This is a genomic window from Kosakonia sp. S42, assembly GCF_016624785.1.
GTDB classification, from domain to species: Bacteria; Pseudomonadota; Gammaproteobacteria; order Enterobacterales; family Enterobacteriaceae; genus Kosakonia; species Kosakonia cowanii.
The window spans coordinates 213,135-234,773 of sequence record NZ_JACVTW010000001.1 but is presented as its reverse complement, the minus strand read 5'-3'; the positions used below and the strand labels follow the sequence as shown (position 1 = coordinate 234,773).

The following is a 21,639-nucleotide window of genomic DNA, read 5'->3' as shown; positions in this document are numbered from 1 at the left end:
TCCATGACCCTAACCAGGCTGCAGCATAGCAAAGGTCGTCGTCTGGCTCGACCCTCTGAGCAGCTTTATCCGGTGGAAGATTGAAGATGGTATGGGCGATCGCAGGCCAAAAAAAACCGCCGGGTCTCCCCGGCGACGGGCATTTCGGTAACCTGTAAAATTTACCGACAGGTCTCGCTAGCTGTTGTTGCCGTTGTTGCTCCGGCTACCGTGACTGTTTTTGCCCCCTTTTTTACCTGCTTCTGAGGCGCGCTGAGGATCGTTTTTAAAGTTCCCCCCGCTCTGCTGGCCGCCTTTGCGACCTGCTGCTGATGCTCTTTCACGGTCTTCAGCGAAGTTACCTGAACCACCACGATGATTTGCCATCTCTTCACCTCCAGTCGGTGTTAGTGAAATATCAGACATCTTTCTGCATTCAGTAAAAGAGGACTCTTTCACCTCACGACGTTAAAGCTAACCCTTTAACTGCGCCGCGTGAGAATAAGTTTAGTGGAACGGGGCTCATCAGTGCTTCTCCATTAACATTTTGCAACAGCTTCGGGGCCGAGCGGCAGAAATGACTTAAGCGAAACCAATAAATAATTCTTATGTATGGGGAAATTAATGACGCGAAAAATGTGTCAAAACGTAACTGTGCATTTACGCGGGGAAATAGTCTTAATTATCAGCAATGGCGCGTGTCGATTTGCACTCTCGCCATCACGTCGTACCCTTAATAGGGTACGCAGCGTATCGCTGCGCAATGAACGTAGCAGGAGCAACAGCCAATACCGGCACTGGCGCAGTCAGGAACATACAATTTCCTCAGTCTGAACTACGCTTGCTCATCATGGGATGATGATTGTTCCCATCGGCTACGCCGCGAAACAGCGTTCTGATATTTCGCGTATTCGCGGCGGCAGGCCTTATGGCGCGACAACGATTGCCGGCCTGGCAGTCAAACTGAACGGCTAACTTTAACAGGAGGCGCTTATGCCAACTCAGGAAGCAAAAGCTCATCGCGTAGGTGAATGGGCCAGTCTGCGTAATACATCGCCAGAGATCGCCGAGGCGATCTTTGAACTGGCTGATTACGACGAGGTTCTCGCCGAGAAAATTTGGGAAGAGGGCAGCGATGAAGTGTTGATGCGCGCCTTTGAAAAGACCGATAAAGACTCCCTCTTCTGGGGTGAACAGACCATTGAGCGCCAGAACGTGTAGCGCTTCGGCTCCCCCATTGTTGGGGGAGCGTATCTGCTTTTTACTTCGCGACTTTACGCATCACTTCACTGAATTTTTCCATCGGACAGAATCCGTTACTGTCGGTCGGGCAGCCCGTTAGCTCCAGCGTGTAACGTTGCACCGGCGAATCAAACCCCATTTTTGCCACATTACGCATCTGCTCGGCGGTGAAGTAGAGATACTCAATCTTCATCAGATCGCGGTTGCTCTTATTGTCATGCCAGCGCTGGAAGACCACTTTTCCGCTGATGGGGGTCTGCTCAAACTGACCGGGTAGTTGCCACGGCTTGGTATCCAGCGCCGCCAGCAGTGAGGCGATATTGGAGTCGTGACCAACCAGCAGCGTTACTTTCGGCGCAGCGGCGGGCTTCTCCACCAGCTGTTGGTCGAGGTATTCAAGCAGCGGTTTGGCCACATTGCGCGCTACCTCTGGCGTGGTAAAGAGAATGGACTGATAGCTGTTTTTCAGCTTCTCCAGCAGTTGCCACTGCTTGTCACTTTTTATCCCGCCAAAGGCAACTTCATCCTGCGGAAAGCCTTCGTAATATTGCAGGGTAAAGGCATCCACCAGCGCATTTGCCGTTTTTAATGGCCCGCTGACGGAGGGCTCCAGCCGGTAATCGGCACGGAAGGAATCCTTTTCATCACTCAGGGTACAGGGTTTGCCGCTTTGCGCTTTGCAAGCCGGCGAGGCTGAATAATCGACAATCTGCTCCAGCAGTTTATAGCTCTCAGTTAGATCGACACGCTGGCGGCTGGCCTCCATCGCCGCAACGGCTTGCTGGCGAAACGCCTCGTTGTCCTCGGTGATAACCGGATTAAACAGCGGATCCATTTCGCCCATTTTGCGCTGATGGAAGATCGGCACATCGCAGGCAATAAAGGTGTTACTGACGAAGAATTGCGCGGTGTCATGGGTGCGCGGCAGGCTGTTTGCCCAGACGAAAAACTGTTTCTTTGTCGGGCACTGTTCGGTAGAGAGCACTTTTTCGTTGGTCATCCACTTACGCATCTGGTGAGCAAAAAAGATCTCCACCAGCGCACCACGATCCGTCAGCTCCCCGCCCGCCACTTTCCAGGTTGGCCACGGTTTGGCGGTGGCCTGCGCCAGCGCACTGCCGTTGTTTGCCAGCGGCGCGCGAATACCGTGGCGGCTGACAATCACCACCTGTTGCAGGCTGTAGCCCTCAGGTGTCTTTTGTTGCGCCATCGCGCTGGGTAATGCCAGGGCCGCGGCGATGGCGGCTGACCAGAATAAACGTTTCATCCTTTGTCCTTGTATCTCAACCCGATGAGGCAAGTGTGACACAACCGCACAGCGAGTGGACGCAGATAATCCCGCTTTAATCACGTCAGCCGCCCTGGATCACAAAAAAAGGAGCCGCGAGCGGCTCCTTGCAATGATGCGAAGCTCAGTAAGGGCTTTGCGTATGACGCACAATGATCTCGCTGACATCGACGCTGTCCGGCTGCTCAATGGACCACGCGATGGCATCGGCAATCGCCTCTGCGGGTAATGCGATACGGCGAAAACCCTCCATCGACGCTTTCGCACTGGCATCGGTAATATGATCGGCCAGTTCAGAGGCGACCACACCCGGGCTGACTACCGTGACGCGAATATAGTCGCTCTCCTGGCGCAGCCCGTCGGAGATCGCGCGAACGGCAAACTTACTGGCGCAATACACGGCGGAGAGCGGAAAGACCGCATGCGCGCCAATAGAGGCAACGTTGATGATCTGCCCTGCCCGCTGCTGCTGCATGGTCGGCAGCACTGCCGCAATGCCGTTCAGCACGCCGTGAACGTTGACGTCGATAGTCTGACGCCACTCCTCCACTTTCAACGCCGCCAGCGGTGAGAGCGGCATGACACCAGCGTTATTGATCAGAACATCGATGCGGCCATGCTGCTGCAGCGCGAATTGCGCCATCTTCGCCAGATCCTCCGCCTGAGTTACGTCAATGGCTAAACAGTCTATGTTACCCAGTTCATCACGCAGGGCCTGCAAACGCTCAATGCGGCGCGCGCCAATGACCAGATGATGACCCGCCTGCACCAGGCGACGTGCGGTGGCTTCACCGATCCCACTGCTTGCGCCAGTGAGCAGAATAATTTTGCGATTACTCATCTCTCTTCTCCCCTATTAAGTGACGCAAGCAGGTTAACCAGCGCGCGACTCACAAAACAGGCGCATTCTTATCCCATGATTGCCTGTTTCTCTTCGCATTGTTCACTTGTTGCGCGTGAATCGGCAGAATGGTTGCTCAAATATCAATAGACACGAGGAGTAATAATGGAGGAGATGGTCGCGTTACTGCGGGCGCTTGCACCGCACGAAGGCTCTACACGATCGACGCTGGAGAGCGTCTGCTTTATGCGCTCAGACCGCCCGCTGGCGCGCACACCGGTGGTTTACAAACCCTGCATTGTTATCGTCTGCCAGGGGCAGAAACGGGGTTATCTGGCGAATCGCGTTTATTACTACGATAAACAGCACTATCTGGTGTTATCGGTGCCGCTCCCCTTCTCGACGGAAACGGACGCCAGCCCTGAGAAGCCGCTACTGGCGCTGACGGTGGATCTCGATATGACGGTGCTCTCTGAACTGATGCTGTCGCTGGATCTGCCGCCCGGTCGCGCAGAGGCGGCGCCGGAAGGCATTATGTCCACGCCGCTCGAAGCCGATCTTGCCGATACGGCATTGCGATTACTGAAAGCGCTCTCGTCAAAGCAGGAGGCGCAGGTGCTGGGGCCGCAGTTAGTGCGGGAATTATATTACCGGGTGCTGATGGGCGAACGTGGCGATGCGCTGCGTGCGGCGCTGGTTAATCAGGGGCAATTTGCAGCGATTGCTAAAGTGTTGCAGCGTATCCATACACACTTTACCGAGCCGCTGCATATTCCGACGCTGGCGAAGGATGCTGGTCTTAGCGTGCCTGCGTTTCATAAACACTTTAAAGCCGTCACCAGCACCTCACCGCTGCAGTACATCAAGTCTGTGCGGCTTAACCAGGCACGCTTATTGATGATTCGCGATAACGCAACCGCTGCGGGTGCAGCTTTTCACGTCGGCTATGAGAGCCCTTCACAGTTTAACCGTGAGTTTCGCCGCCTGTTTGGCCGCAGCCCGCGGGAGGAGGCAAATGAGATGCGGGCCTCCTTTGCTCTATTTCCTCCGGTGTGATTACTCTGCGGCTTGCCAGATATGAACACAGTTGCGGCCGCGCGCTTTCGCAATATAGAGCGCTTCATCAGCGCGCTGAATAAAGCGCTCGTAGTCGGGGTGACCATCAAACATGGCGGCACCGATAGAGAGAGAAATCGGTACCCGCTCACCCTCAGGTGTTTTAATGATGGTCTTTTCGACGCGAGAGCGGATACGTTCGCCAATTCGATGCGTGTCAAACTCCGTCGCTTCAGTTAACAGGATGACAAATTCATCGCCGCCATAACGAAAGACATAATCACTGCTGCGTACGTTGTCATAAAAAGCATTTGAGACTTTACGCAGGATCTCATCCCCCATGGGATGTCCCCAGCTATCGTTTATTTGCTTAAATTTGTCGACATCAATAATTAACACTGACAGCGGCGTTGAGGCCCTTTGCGCATGGGATATTTCACGTTTGAAAATGGTTGGCATAAAGCGACGGTTGAGTAACTTCGTTAAAACATCCATGCCCACTTCGTGGCGGGAAACCTCTTCAAATAGCTCCCGCAGCAATGTGATTATCTGCACCACATTTTTTCTTACGGAAATAAGAAAGCCAACGCGCAGCGCGCGATTGCTTAATGCGCGGGGTGTGGCGCGGGTAGAACGAAATATTTCATCTAGCTCTTGCAGCAGACGGGAGATATGGCCAACCTCCGCGATCCCACTAAAATAGTGGCGTCCTTTGTGGTTAAACCACAAACCAAAATCGGACTGGCTGACGGCCAGCGTATTGCCTAAATCAGCGTCCATAATGATTTTATATATCAGGTCGATTTCCCAGCTGAGAAGCGCCGCGGTTTGCCGCTCTTTCTCCTCTTCTGCATTCTCCATTAGCGAGAAGATACGATAATTTTCATCCTCTTTGGCTGAGTTGTGCTCGCTGAACGAGAAGGCACGCGACATCACTTCCATTGCAAGGTCGATGCTGTTGATCGCATGGTGGTAAACCTGCAATTTCTCTTCTGCGCTGAACTCACTTTCAATAATCACCGGATAGAAGAGCTTCTTCAGTACGCGAAAGCCCATCTCGACCAGTTCGACGGAGATACCAATGCGCGCATGCACTTCGGCAACCGTGTGCTGCTGCTGAATCAGGCGCTCGATATCATCCGGCGTGCAGGCTAAAACTTCCTTTATCCAGCGCTCCAGCGCCGATTTAAGATGTATTTCAACCTGAGCATTAGAGAGAAATTCACGGGCATGGGGATCGGTTAATACGATGCGGTAGAAGGTTTCACTAAGGTCGTGAGCGTGGGTATGAGCCACCGCAGCGGTGAGACGGCGAATGTTGTGATCGGTCTTTTCTAATAGGGTAAGCCATTCACCCTTCATCGATTTAAGATAAGTTTCCATCATTCAGACCCTTACGGTAGTTAACACATCTTACGTTCAGGATGTTGCAAACAAACGTCTATCGACGCAGATCGACAGGGCCAAAATAATCGAGGCACCGCCCAAATATTCCTTCGGTTAGCGTCCGGGCGATCCTCGCTCACGATTTATAAATCACATGGTAAAACAGCACGTTAGAATTCATTTTAACCATGTGAGAAGGTAATAGTAGAAACGTACCGAAATAGAGTATAGCCCGTACAACTGCTATCACAACCAGCAATAATAATGTGGCCTGAGCGTTAAGATCTTATTTAAGACTATTTAATTACGGGTTCGCGCAAGAGCAATTTACAATCCGAAACACTCTCCCAGGCATTATTCTATATGGTAATTAATCATATGAAGATCTATACAATAAGCGATGATGTATATTTTCAGAACGGAATGATTTCATTGGCTAATGCAAGAGGCTGGACAATTGAAGCGCAACAGTTCAACCCGCAATTACTCACCGAACTAACTCTGGACGACGTTGTTATTCTCCATCTCGATAAAAAGAATATGGCTTACGCTAAAGCCATCTCCCCGCTCAATAAAGTATGCAAGCTTCTCGTTATTTCCGGCACAACGCGAAATATTTTGATCGACGAAGCAGATATTGTGCTTAAAGCCCAGGACTCGCTAAATGAGATTAGCCACGCGATTAAAAAACTCGCCAGACTCAGGAAAGAGGCCACCCATAAAGAAAACGTCCTCAGCGATATTGAAAGGATTGTGTTAAATGAATCGCTGAAGGGGAAAAATATCCATCTTATTGCCAAGCTCCTCTCTATTTCACCGAAGCGGGTTTATGCCTACCGAAATAAAGCATGCAAAAAGATGGGCGGGAAAAAGATCAGCGATCTGCTGCTGATCAAAGATAATTTGCTGGAGCATGCCCACCTGTCATCCCCTACTCTCTCTCCTTAAACGGGGAATGTCCGTCTGCAGCGTATAGCCACTTCAGACGGACATCCACTACCAGAGCTGCGACTGTTTGTTTATCTCATCCCAGCGAAAACACATATCACACGCCATCAAAAAATCGTTATGCCACAGCCTGTAAATATGCAGGAAGCTAAACGCGAGGCACGGCAGCAGACACAGCAGAAAATAGGCTTCGAAGAAAATTGCCACGCCCGAAAAATCAAGTAATAAGCTGATCACGGCGATCCAGAGCGCTTCAATTACCAGTAAACTCAAAAGCCGCAGCCAGAAAGGCGTACCGGTATTAATGAACCGGGGCAGCGAGCTGGCGAAGTAGAAATCAATTTCACGCATAAAGAGGCGCCCAAGAAAGATATAGCGCCGCGATAACCGGACAAAAAGCAGATTCATCGCCAGCACAATTGCGCAGAGCAGCAGCATCGCGACCATCAGCGGCGCGAAGAACAGCCCCTGTTCGAGGGAGAACTCAGGCTGGTTTTTAAGCGGCACAATGGTTAACAGGCTTACGCCGAGGCTGATCAACAGGTAGCGGGCAACATAACGGTAAAGATGCTTAAACCGCACTGTTTCATTCGCCTCCTGGCCGATCAGCTTGATGTAACTGCTTCTGATACAACGAAACACACCAAAAAGAAAGAGCGGCGATAGCGCAGCCAGAAATGGCAGCACCCGCTGTGGTGTAAAAAATAACAGCGCCGCCTGGGTGATAAGCCAAAAGAGCGTTCCGCTCAGCAGGCTGGCGATTGCCGGTCGCGACAGCGCCCTTTCCAGTCGACCCGCTTTTTTGCCAATAAAGAATGAGAGATCGATATTTTTAATCACACATTTATACGCCCAGTAGGCTTTTAGCTCCCAGATAAAATGAAACATCACCAGCGCGAGGATCGCGCTGGTGATCATTGCGTCCTGTGATGTCAGGTTAAACGCCGCGTTTTTCCAATATAGCCCCAGCAGCAAATAGATAATGACGCAGAGCAGCAGCAGGATTTTTCTGTCCTGGTGGCGGATAAAAGTCAGGTAATCAGGTATCACGATGGTGCCCTCACGCTGATAAAAGCGTTTTGCAGTGCCGGGACATCGCGGGCGTAAACCCGATAAAGTCAGTGAGCATCGGTGCAAGGTAGGCTTTATTGCTGATCTCGACAAACTGCACGTCCGGCTGATGAATAAGCCACCCATCGATTGAGTCACGCCATTTAACGGTGTGAGTCAAATGGCGCGCGAGATTTTCTTTGATCTGCTCAGGATCATACTCCGCCTTGCCGGAAACATTCATGACCACCGCATGGCGCGGTGGCGTAACGTCCACTCCGGCAAGATAGTCCCGCATCAAGGCAACGCCCTCGGTCATCAAACGTGTATGCCACGCGCCGCTAACGCCGAGTTTGACCGGTTCTAATCCCTTCTCCAGCAACAGACGAGAAAAATCACGTAGCGGCGCGCTCGCCCCGCCAATGACCTGCTGCTTAGGGCTGTTATCACAGCTAATATCGACAAGTAACCCGGCATGGTCGATCAGTTCGCGCAGGCGCAGAGCATCGATACCTTTCACCGCCGCCATCTCGCCTTTGTGCAGACGGCTGATCTCATGCATAACCTTCGCGCGAAAGTGGATCGCCTCAAACAGCGTCTCCAGAGAGAGCGCACCTGCGGCATAGAGGGCGCTATATTCTCCGACGCTGTGCCCGCAGGAACCGACAATCGCACAGGGATCCATTTTTTGCTGGCAGAGGGTATAAAGCGTGACATTAATGGCCGTCACCGCCAGTTGCTGCACTGTCGTCTGAATCAACCGGTTCATCGGGCCTTTCAGGCAGAGGCGCCGAATATCAATCCCCGAAACATCGCTGGCACAATCCCAAATATGTTTGGTTGCCGCACTGAGATCCCATAAGTCAGCCCCCATGCCGATGGCCGGGTTCCCCTGTCCGGCGAACAGTAATACAACCGCTTTTTCTGTTTTTTGTTCACTCATCTGTCATGTCCTTATAAGAGATAGTTAAGCCCCAGATAAAATCCGACGGTTTTGCCAAAAAAAGCGAATTCCGTATCCTGTTTGCCGAGCCCGGCCCAGCCGCCGGCATAGACATTCAGGCTGTCGTCAAAGGAGGCTAAGGGCGTCGAAAGGTGTAGGCCTAACACAGTGCTGTTATCACGCATATTCATCGTGATATAGGGCTGAAGCGTTGCCCCCTTCTCACTGCGAAAACTGCCATAGGCGCTCAAATAGTGTTTTCCCTGCAGTTGCCCTTTGTTGGCAATATTGCCGATTTCGGCGCCCATCAGGTATTTGTAAGCGTCAAAGATCTGATCTAATAACGCCGACTGCGATGCTCTGTTCAGGTAACGTGAAAGTTGCGCCTGCTGTTGCCATTCACTGTCTGAATAGCCTTCACTCTGGAAGTAGTATTCAAGCCCCAGCACAGCGAAGTCGCGGGTGGTGTACTGCGCACCTAACGCCACTTCTACTCCCGGTTTGCGGTCTGCACGATAAAGCGAAGAGGGAAACTGATAATCCACGACCTCTGCGGCACGTTCAGGCGAGAAATGGCGCCATTGCTGAGCGTTGTGCAACGCCACTTCGCCGTTAAAAGTGAGCGCTGGGGTATAGCTGAAGCTGTCCGAGAGCGCGAGAGATCGTTTATCACCCAGCAGCACGCTCAGAGCAGGCGTGTGGTTCGCCAGACGGTAGTCGGTATAACTTAAGAGATACCGCGCCTGCGCATTGGCGCGCCGGTTTGCTGACCAGTGGCTGGATGTTTCATACCGCTGGTTAATGGTTGCCAGCTGCGGCGCAACCGTAAATGCGAGGCTGTAGTCGCGATGGTTATCGACTAATCGCGCGCCCCATGATGATTCGCTATAGCTTGACCGCATGGCGGGATCGTAAATGCGCGTGCTTTTAAAGCCCGCATAATAGTTGCTCATCAGCGCAGCGGGCGATTTAAGAAAAAAGAGCCCCGGCGTTGCCGTTAACTTCCCGGCCTCCAGGCGAAGCTGGTCTGAAAGGGTGTAGCTAAGTTGTAACCTGTTTAGCAGCACGCGCGAGCGCTGCTGATCCTTTTCAAACGAGCCGGGCAGATGCCATGCGTAATAAGCGAGACCGTAGAGGGAAAAATCGATATCCAGGCGATTTTCAATGACCGCACATTTGCTGCTGAATTTTATCCCGGCATCCTGAAAAGCATTTGTCGGGGTATAAGCACTTTCTCCGGCGGTTCTCCACGGCGAAGCTGTTCGCGTTATATAGGAGGTTTGCAGCATCAGCGCGGTTTCGCTATTTGCGGCCACCTCATCACCGGAGAGGCAGGACGCCTGCGAGAAAGAAGCAAGCAATGAGAGAGGAATAAGCAGAGTATTAATGAGCGATTTCACTTCACACCCCGCTGAATAGCTTCCCTGGTAAAGTAAAATTCGGGCAAAGACTCGAGTCTGACGTCGCTGTATTCCATAACGGTAAATCCCTTCTGGTGACGTGCATCATGCACAACGATTTTCATCGGCCGTGCTTCTCCGAGCACGCTCTGGTAATCCAGATAACTCACCTCCTTAAGTAATTTCTCATCCTGTGAATAAAAGGAGGCGCTATAAGGGCGAAAACTCCCTTTCTCGACCAGATAGACAATTTTGGGATAGGTTGCTGCGGGGGTTTTTCGCTCAAGGGAGAGTCGATAACAGAGGCTCTTTCCACAGGCCGCTTCGCCAGTGAGTTGAGCGTTATAGGCGTAATTGAAATTGGTAACAATGACATCGCTATTCGCGATCTGTCCGACTAAGCGCTGCTCAGGCGAAACAGGCATTGGACGACGTAACTCCGGCGAGTAGAACCATAAGTCATACCAATCCGAGAGCATAATTTTGCCTTTATCTCTGGCAGGATAGATAAAGCGCACAAGGGATCTTGCATCCGCAGGCTGGCCATTTTCGGGCTTCATAAAGCGCATCGAAACATCGAAAATCTGTGTATTGACCGCCTCACCGCTTTTTTCTTTATATTCACCCACCGTGACGGTATAGCGAAACGGTTGATTCGGAGAGCGTATTTCATCAGCGCGGCGGATAATATCCTGCGCTGGCGTCGCATTACAGACCGCAGGGATCATCGCCAGCGCGATAAAACATAGAGAGAAAATATTCATAAGCTGTCCTGTTTTATGAAAATTTAAAAGCATCGGCCAGATTCAGTTTTGCTGCGCGTAATGAAGGACGCAGCGAAGCGAAAGCCGCGGTAATAATCGGTAAGAAAAAGGTAAACCAGACCGTATCTATATCCGTGGTTTTAATAAATGCGGTGTAACCCTGTGACTGTCCCGGCGAGGGCGGCATCGCAATGCCTTTAATATTAATAAGCCAGGCAAGAGCGAAACCTATTGCCAGACTGCCTGCCGCACCGATAATGCCAATAAAGATCCCTTCCAGAATAAATAGCCGTGTGACATGCCATGGCCGAAGTCCGATAGCGCGCAGGGTGGTAATTTCGCGGGTACGCTCAATGATATTCATGGTGAGCGAGTTGCCGATCATAAAAATAACGATCACCGCGACAAGAAGTTTTATAAAGAAGTAAATCCCGGAGAGAAGATCTTCAACCTGCTGGTAAAACGGCGAGACACTATTCCACTCTTTTACGATTAACGGTAAGTGATGTTGGGCAATAAAGTGTCGAAGTTTAGCCGCAAAGCCTGAGACGTTTTCCGTATTAAGCAGAATCAACACTTTGCTGACACCCTCAGTTCCCATCAGACGCTGCGCAGTCGTTAACGGCATCTTCATTGCCGTATCATCGTAGTCTTTAATGCCGGAGGTAAAAATTCCGCGTACCTTTAACGAGATAGCGCCTTGGCCCCCCTGGGCATTGACCACCATAATATCTAGCCAGTTTCCATACTTAGCGTTAAGTGATTTGGCCAGCCCGCTTCCTGTGGTCACTTCCTCCGTTTTTACGCGTGATAAGTCGCTTCCAACAATCAGCTTATCGAATGAGCCAAGTTTTAATGCGGCTAAGGGTTCGACGCCGAGGCCGGAAAAATAAGTGGTGGTTTCGTTTTCATAGTGTGAGGCCACGCCAGTAAACTCAAGCTGACCTGAAATCGTTGAAATATCAGCCGATAAATCCGGCTGTGCAAGAATGGTCTGCTTCAACGCCGCATAATCTTCAATTAAGCTCTGATTTTTCTTTGCCCCCTCAAAATAGGCCGGATTATAAATTTGCACATGTCCAATATTGGTACGAATGGTTTGCTCTTTCAAAATCCAGAAGGAGTATTGAATAAAACCGCCATACAGAAAAATGGCGACACCGCCAAGCATTATTGCGGCCAGTGTGGATAAAGTGCGCCGCCGATGGCGAAAAATATTCAATAAAGCAAACTGCGCATCTCTGAATCGAAATAATAAACAGAAAAGAATAAAAAGCAGGATAGCGCTCATCGCCAGATTAACGAATAACATGGTGCATTCCCTTACTTCTCTTTTAATAGTGGCATAACTATCTGCGTCATCTCTTGCAGATCCCACTCTGGTGCGGTGCCAGGCGGCAGAAGGGTATATTTCTCCGCGCGCGTTCCCGCTTGCCTTAATTCGTTTAACAGTTGCCCGGCGTCGTGCGACAGCCCGCAATCAATGAGTGCGCGGTAGCGCATATAACGAATGGGGATGAGCATATTCTCATCGAATAAGTCCGTTGCGTTTATCAGCCGTTCGGTATCATGCAGAGCGATGATGCACCGACCGCTTTTTGCAGGTAAGTAAGCATCAATACGCGCACGTAAATAGTGTAATCGCAGATTATCGTCGTTTGACTCAACCGCCTCATCGAGATAGAAAAAACCAGTTTTTGCATACTCTGCGGCGTGGATAAAGTCATTTATCGCCGCATAATGTTTGGCCTGTTGTAACAGACCGTAGGCGTAAAAGATCAGCGAGGCGACATGGTGTTCACGGCGATACTCATTCCATAATGCGGAGGTGGTTTCGATCAGCGCGTTTTGTTGTGCTGGAAAACCCTGCGCTATTATTTTCTCAACTTCAGACGCTGGCGCGGCAAAGGCCATATTGACCACCAGCGATAAACCAGTGATTACACTCCGAAGTGGATACCGTTTACCGGGCCGAATCATAAGTTAATTCTCCATCCGTGATTTCAATAACCCGCTTTGCCCGATCCTTGAGCTGGGTGGAATGCGTGGAAACGATAAAGGTGGTTTGTGTTTGCTGATTAATTTTTAACAGCAAATCCATGATCGCCTGGCCGGTGGCTAAATCCAGATTGCCCGTCGGTTCATCGGCGACAACAACGCCAGGCTGATGCGCAAGCGCGCGGGCAATCGCCACACGTTGCTGCTGACCACCGGATAATTGGCCCGGTTTTCGCCGGGCAAGCTGCGCGAGGCCGACGCTATCGAGCGCATGTAATGCACGCGCTTTCGCCTCTTTTTTATCGCAATAGCCGTTGAGAACCAGCGGATAAAAAATATTATCCAGCACGTTCAGCACCGGGATCAGATTGAAGAACTGGAAGATAAAGCCGAGATGTTGACCACGAATCGCGGCCATCTCCTTTTCGGGAAGAGCGTTGAGCAGATGATTTAAAAAAATAACCTGTCCGGTGCTCGGCCGATCAATTCCGGAAAGGATATTAAGCAGCGTACTTTTGCCGCTGCCGGAGGGTCCGCACAGCGCGATAAACTCCCCTTTCGCAATCTCAAGGTTCACCCCTTTTAATGCGCTAACCTGGCTTTCACCTGTGCCGAACTGTTTTGAGATATCGCTGAGAACAATGGCTGGTAGAGCGTTTACGCTGTTTTTCATGCGCCTTCCTTTTCCATGTCGATCCAGCTGTCGAACCAGGTGCTACCGCCGAAACTGTCTTTTACGATAGTGCGTATTTTTGTCCCGCGAGGAACGTGCTGTTGCAGGTACTCCCAGCTCAGGGCGGGGGTTAAACAGCCGCTGGAACCAAAAATGGCGCTGAGATCGAGCATGTTCACCGCCTGTTCAGGCTCAATGGGGTGTGTGGTCGGTCCGGTATGCGCAAACAGGACGATATCGCTCGCATTCTTATAGCGTTCACGCTGAGTTTGCGCGCCATCCTGCCAGCTATGGTAATTTCCGCAGCGAACACTGATGCCACCTGCGCGGCGGCTAAAAATAAAGCAGCCGGCACGTTCAACGCTTAAGTGAATACCGCTTACTTGCTGCGCCCTTCTGTTCCCGGCCTCGCCCGCTAATGCCGCTTCGGAGAAGAGCAGCAGCGGTATCGCGCGCCAGGCGGCGCACACCACCACAAAATCAAATGTATTCCAGCAAAGATAATCCTGCGCGCTGCGCATCGCGGCGATAAGTGATAATTTCTCGCCGCGCATTTTGCAGCTGACATCTTTGATGGCGAATTTCTTCAGGAGATTTTTCGGCAAAGTATCGATAGTTGAGGTGTGCAATGCGCTGCTGATATTTTCAAAAATGGCACTCTCGCCCCACGCATCAACGTAGATAAATGCGGTGCGCGATTTTAATAACAGCATCCGTTCTTTTGCGCCCAGGCTCTGTAATGCCCTTTCCGCTGCCTGCTCAAGCGCCTCGATATAGTGGATATAGTCCGGTTTACGCACCATCTCTCCCGCATAGACCGCTTTGCTGGTTCCGAAGCGCTTAAAGCCCCAGCCACGTTTAGCCGTTGCTTTCAGCGCCTGGTTATAGAGATGCGATTCCCAGACATTTAGCCATCCAGGGGAGTAAATATAAAAATCATCTTCCGGCTCAGTCATCGCAAAGGCATTAAGATACATTGCATCGTTCATCGACTGGTCTCCTCTTTCGCGAAGAGAGAGATGACGACGCCGATAATTGAGCCATCCACGCCGAGACCGGTTTTTAACAGGTGTAGCTTTTGATGGGGCATGATCGGCTGATTAACCAATAGCTGATGAGATATTTCATCACTTATTTCATCGTTCGCCACTGCCGGAATTAACTCTCCCTTTCGCAACGCCTCTGCACCAATAATGAGATCGATAAGGCCGGAGCCGGTCGCGGTATAACCCATCATGCCTTTATAGGCCAGTAGCGGTATCTTCTGCTCGCCCACCAGCATTGAAATCGCTTTTGCTTCCGATTTGTCGCTGGTTGAAGAGCCATTGCCGTGCGGAATAATGGCGCAGAGCTGTTCTGGCGTCACCGCGGCTTCACTCAGTACGCTGCGCATCACTTTTAAGAGATTAGAGCTGAGCCAGCCGGTATCGTGGCTACGCCCAGCACTGGTCTGGATGTAATTTGATTTCAGGCGGACAGTGGTGTTCCTCTCCTGACTGCCACGATATCCATCGCGCTCCAGTAACATCACCGAACAACCTTCTGCAAATAAGACTGCCTGGCTGTTTTTACCAAACGGCTGTACGACCTTGCTTGCCAGCATCGACTGATTTTCGAGGAACCAGATATCCTGAGTGTTAATTTTTGAACAATTAATAATACAAACCAGATCAAGGCCGCCGCGCTCAATTGCCTGACAACCCAAATGGATGGCCGTCAACGCGGAATTACTGGTGCAATGCATCGCAGCAGGCAGGATTTGCAGGCGGTATTTTTCTGCCAGTTTAAAAGCCAGATAATCCTGGGACATATTTCTGACATGCAGATTTTTTATCGAGGCAGAGAGCGCAACGTCTTCAATATCGTTTTTGTCGTAAAAGGATTTGTAATCCATCGCATCGATGCGCGGTCCGAGACCGGTCAGATAGACCCGCGCAGACTCCCCTGCCAACGCGGCAGAGGTCAAACCTGCCTGCGCCATTGCCTCTTCGATTAAGCGGTAGATCAGGTCAAGATCAGACTCCTTTGTCGCATTAAGCCTGGCCACGCTGACATTACGCTTAAACCCACATTTGATAGCTTCCTCTTCGCTGGCAAACCAGGGCGCGGTGTTAACGCACATACCCTGCCGCAGATTGTTCATCAGCTGCTCAGGATGATTTGCATAAGGTAATGCAAGGCTGTAGCCGGAAATCAAAGCTGCATTTTCCACGGCGTTATCCTTTTATAACCATCGCGTAGTAGTTGCCGCCCTCAGTGGCGCCGACCAGCAGCGCATGGCGAACAGCAAGCTTGAGTGGTTGGCGCACAAAATTCATTCGCTTATCAAAGAAGGAGTCGGTGCCAGTAATCGCCGGTACAGTTTGCGTTTTCATGCACTCGGTAAGCACCAGCAGGTTCAACAGACCAGCCGCCGATGCGACAAAACCGAAGTAAGCGTTGTAGTTAACAACCGGCACCTGCGGGTGCGACTGATGGAAAACCGCGTGTAAGGCGTCGATCTCAACCTGCGAATGCGCTGGCCCGCCATGGCTGCTGCCGCACACCAGATCGATCTCGTGGGCACCCAACCCGGCATCGGCAAGCGCACGTTGAATAGCCAGCACCAGGGCAGCCGATTTATCGCCTGACTGGGCAGGATCAAACCAGCTGTTATCACAGGATTTGCCGTAGCCAATGATTTCGGCCAGTACCTCAACTCCGCGCTCGCGAGCAGCCTGCGGATCCTCAAGCAACAGCATGCAGGCGCCTTCGCCCGGTACATACCCTTTTGCCTTCTCGCTATAAATTTGATAATCGGCCGCATCGGCGATCATGGCGATTTTCTGCGTAACGGCATCCATATAGAGCGCCATGGAGGGAAAATACTCATCTGCGCCGCCGACAATGACCTGCGGCTGCAGATTCTGCCGCACAAGTTCGTAACCATAGGTCAGTGCGCCGAGCGCAGCGTTTTCACCGGTTGCAAGCGTCGTGGTATAGCCTTTGATCCCTTCAGAAATACCGCAAAAAGTGGCAATAGCGTTCATTAGCGAGCCGGGAAATTCCGAAGTGCGAACTTTGCGCGGATCGGGTTTCAGGCTTTGCAAATATTTATAGGTTGTCTCCTGCGGACCGCGTGACATGCCCATCACCATGCCAAGGTTTTCACCGTCGCGCTTAATTTTGCGCTTAGCGCTGTTTAACGCCTCTGAGAGCGCGACCAGTGCAAATGTTCCCCCGCGAGTGGCTTTACGTGAATCAAAGCGGCGCAGATATTTGCGGGGTTCCAGATTGTTCACCTGAAAAGTTTTAAAACACGTCTCCTCTTCCGGCAGCCTTCCCGCCCGCACGGCGTGCTCACTGCCTAAGATGTCGCTCAGTTGGTTGGTTTTCTCCAGAACCGCTAACAGCTCACGCGCCTCGGTGAGGGTATCCTGCGGGAACATCACGCTGCCCAGGGTTCCGGTAGCGCTGCGCTGCCAGATGTTATGCAAGATGTCGCCTACCGTGTGACCAATAGCCGTTACGGCGCCAGCGCCGGTTATTGCAACGCGTTTCGGGGAATAGTGTGTTACAGGTACGGTTCCGGGTCGGGTGCTGATAACCATGCAGCAGTTATTACCGCCAAAGGCATAGTTGTTTTTCAAAAAGAGATTAACTTGTTTCTCTCTGAACTCATTTGCCACGTAATCCAGATCGCAATTGGGACGCGGGACAGAGAAGTTGAGCGTAGGCAAAACGATATTGTCAGGTAGCGTGACCAGACAGGCGATTAACTCAACGATGCCGGCTGCGCCGATGTTGTGACCAAAATAGGACTTTGTTGAGCTGACAAGCAAATCCTTGCGGTGGGCGAAGACTTTATTCATCGCCATGGTCTCTATCCGGTCGTTGGCTTCCGTTCCGGTGCCGTGCGCATTGACGTAGTCAATCTGGTCAGGGGTGACGCCCGCGTTCTCCATCGCCTTGAGCATCACCTGCACCGCCCCATTAGCACGCGGATCGGGTCCGGTCTCGTGGTAAGCGTCGCAGGATGTGGCATAGGAGATGATTTCGCCATAGATAGTGGCCCCGCGTGCTATGGCATGCTCATACTCTTCCAGTACCAGCGCCCCTGCACCTTCACCGATTGACATGCCGGGCTGGCCAGAGAAAGGGGTACAGGCATCCGGATGCATAACGTTAAGGGCGTAGAAACCGGCAAAGGTCGGCAAATAGATCGGTTCCGTTCCCACGGCAAGCATGGTTTTGCTTTTGCCGTTTTGCAGATAGTCGAACGCCATGCCAATGGCGTTTGGGCTGGCCGTACAGGCGGTCGCTACCAGTTCAACCCCGCCTTTCAGACCAAGCAGCGTTGATACACTTGAACAGCATGAGGCGAATCCGCCGGCATAAACAGCCTTACGCAGGGAAAAGTCTTCGATGCGCTGTTCAAAGAGTGGCAGAAAGGCTTCGGTACCCGCAGAGGAGACGCCAACAATTAACCCCGTCTCTTCCAGTACAGGAGAGTTTGTGAGAAGCCCCGCCTGGTTTAACGCATCCTTACCCACTTTATAAGCCCAGAGCGCAGCGTTATCCAATGACTGCACAATCTCATCAGCTAACTCAGGGAACTGAATGTCGTGCAACACCTCCGCGGCACGGGCATTTTCGAACCATTTAGCAAAACGTTGGCTATCCGTTACGCCACATCTCTTATTAAGAAGTGCGGATTTAAAATCCTCAAGATTTTCAGCCAGAGACGAGAGTATGCCCATCCCGGTTATAACGACTCTTTTTCTACTACTCTTCATTATTCTTCCCTGCAGCGGTAATGATAAACAGACCGCCCGGATCGAGGCGGATAACAACGCCAGTCGGCGCATTTGCATAAAGCTGGCGTTATGGATGATTACGCGTGTCGTGCTTTCATAGCGTCGATATAACTGTGCTCCGTCGGGCTGACTAACAAACTCAAGTTATAAAGGAAGGGAAGATTTTGTGTTTTCGCCGGGATCTTCGCGGTCGCGGTTTCGATAGTGAAGCCTGAAATATCTGACCAGGCGTAATCATGATCGAGCAGCGCGAGGGCAATGGGTGCGCCCAGTGCAGGAGACCAGGCGGATTTAATGATGACGCCAACCTGCCGATCATCGACCAGCACTTTGTCATTGGAAGCAATAACGGCGCTATCCGTCAGTGGAGAAATACCGATAATTTTACGTTTTGCAGGCGCGAGGGAACGCTCAATAGCCGCGTCTTTACCGATAAATCCCTCTTTATCGTATTGCACTGCCCACTGCATTTGCAGCTCAACCGGGTGACGGCTGAAATCGGCATAGATACTTTCATCCCAGCACATATTCTCGATGCGCACGGTGCGTTGGTAATCAAGACCGCCGGTTTTTAATTGATATTTTTCACCTTTTTCAACAAGCATTGACCATGTATCAACGAGCGTTGGCTGTGGGCCAATTAGCAGATAAGCAAACTCCCCGTGTTTGCCGCAGCGAAAGAGGATCAGTTCTCCGTCCTGATTAATATATTCATGATAGGGTAAGCCGATAATATCGAAGCCATAAACTTCCGCGAGTAACTCCCAGGAGTAAGGGCCCTCAACCATAAGCGCCCCCCACGCCTCCTCCGTCATCGATTTAATAGCAGGTAGCTCTGCGATCTCCAGCTCTTCAGGATGCTGGAGAAGGTTATTAAGAGAGTTGATTATATCGGACGCGGAAATGTTTTCTGACAAAATATAGTAACCGTCCGGCGTACATAAAATATAGGCATCACCTCTAATGGTGCCATCCTCATTAAGCACCAAGGAATAAAGCCCCTGCTCATCGCGAATAATGGAAACATCAGCCGAAGCAAGATGATTGACTAAAGCCCATGCATCATCCCCCATAACGCTTACTATAGACATGTGAGAGTAATCAACCAGCAGGGCATTCTCTCTTACCGCTTTATATTCGATAGCAGGCTCGTGATAAGCAGCTGGGAGTAGATGATTATTGAAAATACCCATTTTAGCCTTGCCGGCCAGATGCAAGTCATGCAGCGATTTCATAGAAGTCCTTATTAAAGTAGTTAAGCGAAATTAAGCCTGACGTTTCGTTATCACAAAAGAAGCAAGGCTGTTAATGCTGCGCATATAAGAAGGGTTATCGCTTTCACTTACTTCAATATCAAAAGTCTTATCCAGCATTACGATAATCTCGGTGGCGTCAACGGAATCTAATTTCAGCCCATTGCCAAATAAGGGGGTATCGTCGTCAATTTGTGACGGCTCGCGAGAGATGTTTAAACGCTGGACGATCTCTGTTTTGATGGTAAACAGAACCTCTTTACGCTCTTCGATTTTACTTTGCATTATTGTCATGCTTTTCATCCCTGTTATTTAGTTTCACGAAAATTGATGATGGTGCCATCGCTTATCTTTTTCTTACCGACATTTGCCGTAACGGAGTAGTGTTTGAAACCAGCGGGGTCAGTAAAAGAAGGCCTGCTTATCACTTCGATGGTATCTCCCGGATAAGCAATATCCTTGAATTTCAAGTTCTGAGATGCCAGAACGCCACGGACTTGCGCCCGGCGCTCGCGAATAATTGCGATTAATTCCGGCCTGTGAATAACATTATGAATATCGCGTAAAGTGGTTAGTGACATACCAAAACGTTCGGCACAGGCGTCGCAAACATCGCTAATAAAAGAGAAATACTCACTCGCCTGACCAAATATCTCCGCAACAATCACACCCGGCATAATAGGATTTTCGGGAAAATGCCCGGTCAGATAAGGGTCGTTATAGGTAACATGTTTGATTACCCGGATATAACCATTTTCACCATATTTATACTCTTCTATACGATCGACCATTATAAGAGGCTGGCGCCAGGCGCCCATCTCAAGAAAGAGCTTTGGGGGAATAGCGTATTTTGACATAAATCACCGCATGACCAGCCCACCATCAATAACGATGGTCTGCCCGACGATATAGCTGGATGCTGAGGAAGATAACCAAACGATGGTATTCGCGACTTCATTACAGTCTCCTAGCCGCTTGAGGGGAATAGAGTTGGTCACATCACGAACGACGGTCCTTGAAACTTTTTTAACCATCTTTGAGGCAATCATACCCGGCGCCACGGCGTTGACACGGATTCCACGTGGAGCAAGTTCAGCAGCCAGAGTCCGGGTAAAACCGAGTAAAGCCCCCTTAGAAGCGCTATAATTTGCTTGCCCAACACTGGAAATAATTCCTGCGATAGACGCTACATTAATAATCGTCGCGCCTTCCGCGCTCCGTAAGAGCTTCAACACATCTTTCGTAAGATGAAAGGTGCTTAACACGTTGGTTTCAATCACGGTATTGAAATCCTCGAAACTCATTGAGGAAAAAAGATTATCTTTAACGATACCCGCATTGTTAACGAGAACGTCAAGCCGCTCGATAGCTGAACTAAGATGGATAACCAGATCACTCACACTCGCGGGATTAGCAAGATCGCACTGCAAAATTGTTAAACGGTGGCCATTGCCGTGACGCTCGCTTAATAAACGAAGAGGTTCGGCATTGCTTTTGAATATTGCATAGACGTTACAGCCCTGATCCAGGTATTTCTCGCATACCGCTAGTCCTATATCGCCGCTTGCGCCTGAGACAAGCACGTTTTTCGTATTCAAATCCTTATATGTATACATTCTATTCCTTTATCCTCGCTCAGGAGATAATTGTCACTGCAATAGCGTGTGTTCGACAATGGGATATGCTCAGTGAGATATGTTCGATATCTCTCTCTTTAATTATCTGAGCTATCCGACCGGAAAGAGAAAAATAGGGACATCCGAAACAGTCATGCTGGACCTCCATATCCTGAAAAGTTATCCCCTCACGGAACCCCAAACCTAACGCTTTCACAAGAGACTCTTTTGCAGCCCAAAAACCTGATGCTCTCTCATAATCCAGACACTCTGCGATAAATTTATCTCTCTCTGAAAGAGTAAAGACACGATGGAGAAAAACATCCCCACCATTATTTATTGCTCGTGTAATCTTGCTTACTTCAACAATGTCCGTACCAAGGTAAAAGCGCTTTTTAGCCATAGT

Annotated in this window: 22 protein-coding genes and 1 pseudogene; 4 read left to right on the top strand and 19 right to left on the bottom strand. The window is 50.6% G+C overall.

The genetic code is table 11. The features are described from left to right. Positions 1–177: 177 nt before the first annotated feature. Positions 178–366: a general stress protein gene (locus tag IAE50_RS01020; protein WP_200579563.1), complete on the bottom strand. Its 189-nt coding sequence runs from the start codon at positions 364–366 to the stop codon at positions 178–180. Positions 367–766: 400 nt separating this feature from the next. Between IAE50_RS01020 and IAE50_RS01015 the strand changes: the two are divergent. Then, positions 767–930, top strand: a pseudogene (locus IAE50_RS01015) (NAD(P)H:quinone oxidoreductase); the annotation flags it as partial. A 42-nt stretch (positions 931–972) separates the two neighbouring features. Further along, positions 973–1,200 (top strand): YccJ family protein, encoded by a 228-nt coding sequence (locus tag IAE50_RS01010; RefSeq protein ID WP_023481800.1) that lies wholly within the window; start codon positions 973–975, stop codon positions 1,198–1,200. 40 nt (positions 1,201–1,240) lie between these two features. On the opposite strand, the gene agp is transcribed toward IAE50_RS01010, so the two are convergent. Both agp and IAE50_RS01000 read right to left on the bottom strand, forming a co-directional pair. Then, complete coding sequence (gene agp / locus IAE50_RS01005; protein WP_200579331.1) at positions 1,241–2,488, bottom strand: bifunctional glucose-1-phosphatase/inositol phosphatase; 1,248 nt, start codon at positions 2,486–2,488, stop codon at positions 1,241–1,243. Positions 2,489–2,633: 145 nt separating this feature from the next. Continuing rightward, complete coding sequence (locus IAE50_RS01000) at positions 2,634–3,350, bottom strand: SDR family oxidoreductase (protein WP_200579330.1); 717 nt, start codon at positions 3,348–3,350, stop codon at positions 2,634–2,636. A gap of 165 nt (positions 3,351–3,515) precedes the next feature. Between IAE50_RS01000 and IAE50_RS00995 the strand changes: the two genes are divergently transcribed. After that, positions 3,516–4,406 (top strand): AraC family transcriptional regulator, encoded by an 891-nt coding sequence (locus tag IAE50_RS00995; RefSeq protein WP_232045006.1) that lies wholly within the window; start codon positions 3,516–3,518, stop codon positions 4,404–4,406. Here the strand turns inward: IAE50_RS00995 and IAE50_RS00990 are convergent, their stop codons facing one another. After that, positions 4,407–5,789, bottom strand: a complete 1,383-nt coding sequence (locus tag IAE50_RS00990; RefSeq protein WP_200134051.1) for a diguanylate cyclase — start codon at positions 5,787–5,789, stop codon at positions 4,407–4,409. A gap of 381 nt (positions 5,790–6,170) precedes the next feature. Between IAE50_RS00990 and IAE50_RS00985 the strand changes: the two genes are divergently transcribed. Continuing rightward, the gene (locus IAE50_RS00985) at positions 6,171–6,740 is read left to right on the top strand and encodes a LuxR C-terminal-related transcriptional regulator (protein ID WP_200579329.1); all 570 of its coding nucleotides are present in this window, start codon (positions 6,171–6,173) and stop codon (positions 6,738–6,740) included. Positions 6,741–6,788: 48 nt separating this feature from the next. Here IAE50_RS00985 and IAE50_RS00980 read toward each other — a convergent pair whose 3' ends face one another. The 15 genes from IAE50_RS00980 to acpS form a co-directional block, all read right to left on the bottom strand. Next, a complete protein-coding gene (locus IAE50_RS00980; RefSeq protein ID WP_200579328.1) occupies positions 6,789–7,790 on the bottom strand; it encodes a hypothetical protein in 1,002 nt (333 codons plus the stop codon). Positions 7,791–7,800: 10 nt separating this feature from the next. Beyond that, positions 7,801–8,733, bottom strand: a complete 933-nt coding sequence (locus tag IAE50_RS00975) for an ACP S-malonyltransferase (RefSeq protein ID WP_200579327.1) — start codon at positions 8,731–8,733, stop codon at positions 7,801–7,803. A gap of 11 nt (positions 8,734–8,744) precedes the next feature. Then, positions 8,745–10,133 (bottom strand): hypothetical protein, encoded by a 1,389-nt coding sequence (locus IAE50_RS00970; RefSeq protein ID WP_232045007.1) that lies wholly within the window; start codon positions 10,131–10,133, stop codon positions 8,745–8,747. Beyond that, positions 10,130–10,861, bottom strand: a complete 732-nt coding sequence (locus IAE50_RS00965; RefSeq protein WP_232045508.1) for an outer membrane lipoprotein-sorting protein — start codon at positions 10,859–10,861, stop codon at positions 10,130–10,132. Before IAE50_RS00965 ends, IAE50_RS00970 begins: the two co-directional genes overlap by 4 nt. Positions 10,862–10,910: 49 nt before the next feature. Continuing rightward, the gene (locus tag IAE50_RS00960) at positions 10,911–12,209 is read right to left on the bottom strand and encodes an ABC transporter permease (protein ID WP_200579325.1); all 1,299 of its coding nucleotides are present in this window, start codon (positions 12,207–12,209) and stop codon (positions 10,911–10,913) included. An 11-nt stretch (positions 12,210–12,220) separates the two neighbouring features. Then, complete coding sequence (locus IAE50_RS00955; RefSeq protein WP_232045008.1) at positions 12,221–12,811, bottom strand: hypothetical protein; 591 nt, start codon at positions 12,809–12,811, stop codon at positions 12,221–12,223. Positions 12,812–12,860: 49 nt separating this feature from the next. Beyond that, entirely contained in the window at positions 12,861–13,568 is a 708-nt protein-coding gene (locus IAE50_RS00950; RefSeq protein ID WP_200133952.1) for an ABC transporter ATP-binding protein, read from the bottom strand. Next, the gene (locus IAE50_RS00945; RefSeq protein ID WP_232045009.1) at positions 13,565–14,557 is read right to left on the bottom strand and encodes an ATP-binding protein; all 993 of its coding nucleotides are present in this window, start codon (positions 14,555–14,557) and stop codon (positions 13,565–13,567) included. Before IAE50_RS00945 ends, IAE50_RS00950 begins: the two co-directional genes overlap by 4 nt. Then, a complete protein-coding gene (locus IAE50_RS00940) occupies positions 14,554–15,780 on the bottom strand; it encodes a beta-ketoacyl synthase N-terminal-like domain-containing protein (RefSeq protein ID WP_200133953.1) in 1,227 nt (408 codons plus the stop codon). The genes IAE50_RS00945 and IAE50_RS00940 overlap by 4 nt, the downstream gene beginning before the upstream one ends. A 4-nt stretch (positions 15,781–15,784) precedes the next feature. After that, positions 15,785–18,343 carry a beta-ketoacyl-[acyl-carrier-protein] synthase family protein gene (locus IAE50_RS00935; RefSeq protein WP_200133954.1) on the bottom strand — a complete coding sequence of 853 codons (2,559 nt, stop codon included), beginning with the start codon at positions 18,341–18,343 and terminating at the stop codon, positions 15,785–15,787. Between the two features lie 98 nt (positions 18,344–18,441). Next, positions 18,442–19,599, bottom strand: a complete 1,158-nt coding sequence (locus IAE50_RS00930) for an aminomethyltransferase family protein (RefSeq protein WP_200133955.1) — start codon at positions 19,597–19,599, stop codon at positions 18,442–18,444. 30 nt (positions 19,600–19,629) lie between these two features. Continuing rightward, positions 19,630–19,911, bottom strand: a complete 282-nt coding sequence (locus tag IAE50_RS00925) for an acyl carrier protein (RefSeq protein ID WP_200133956.1) — start codon at positions 19,909–19,911, stop codon at positions 19,630–19,632. Between the two features lie 14 nt (positions 19,912–19,925). Continuing rightward, positions 19,926–20,474 (bottom strand): 3-hydroxyacyl-ACP dehydratase FabZ family protein, encoded by a 549-nt coding sequence (locus tag IAE50_RS00920; RefSeq protein WP_200133957.1) that lies wholly within the window; start codon positions 20,472–20,474, stop codon positions 19,926–19,928. Between the two features lie 3 nt (positions 20,475–20,477). Continuing rightward, positions 20,478–21,233 (bottom strand): SDR family NAD(P)-dependent oxidoreductase, encoded by a 756-nt coding sequence (locus IAE50_RS00915; protein ID WP_200133958.1) that lies wholly within the window; start codon positions 21,231–21,233, stop codon positions 20,478–20,480. Positions 21,234–21,252: 19 nt separating this feature from the next. Beyond that, complete coding sequence (gene acpS, locus IAE50_RS00910; protein ID WP_042713458.1) at positions 21,253–21,636, bottom strand: holo-ACP synthase; 384 nt, start codon at positions 21,634–21,636, stop codon at positions 21,253–21,255. Between the last annotated feature and the right edge of the window lie 3 nt (positions 21,637–21,639).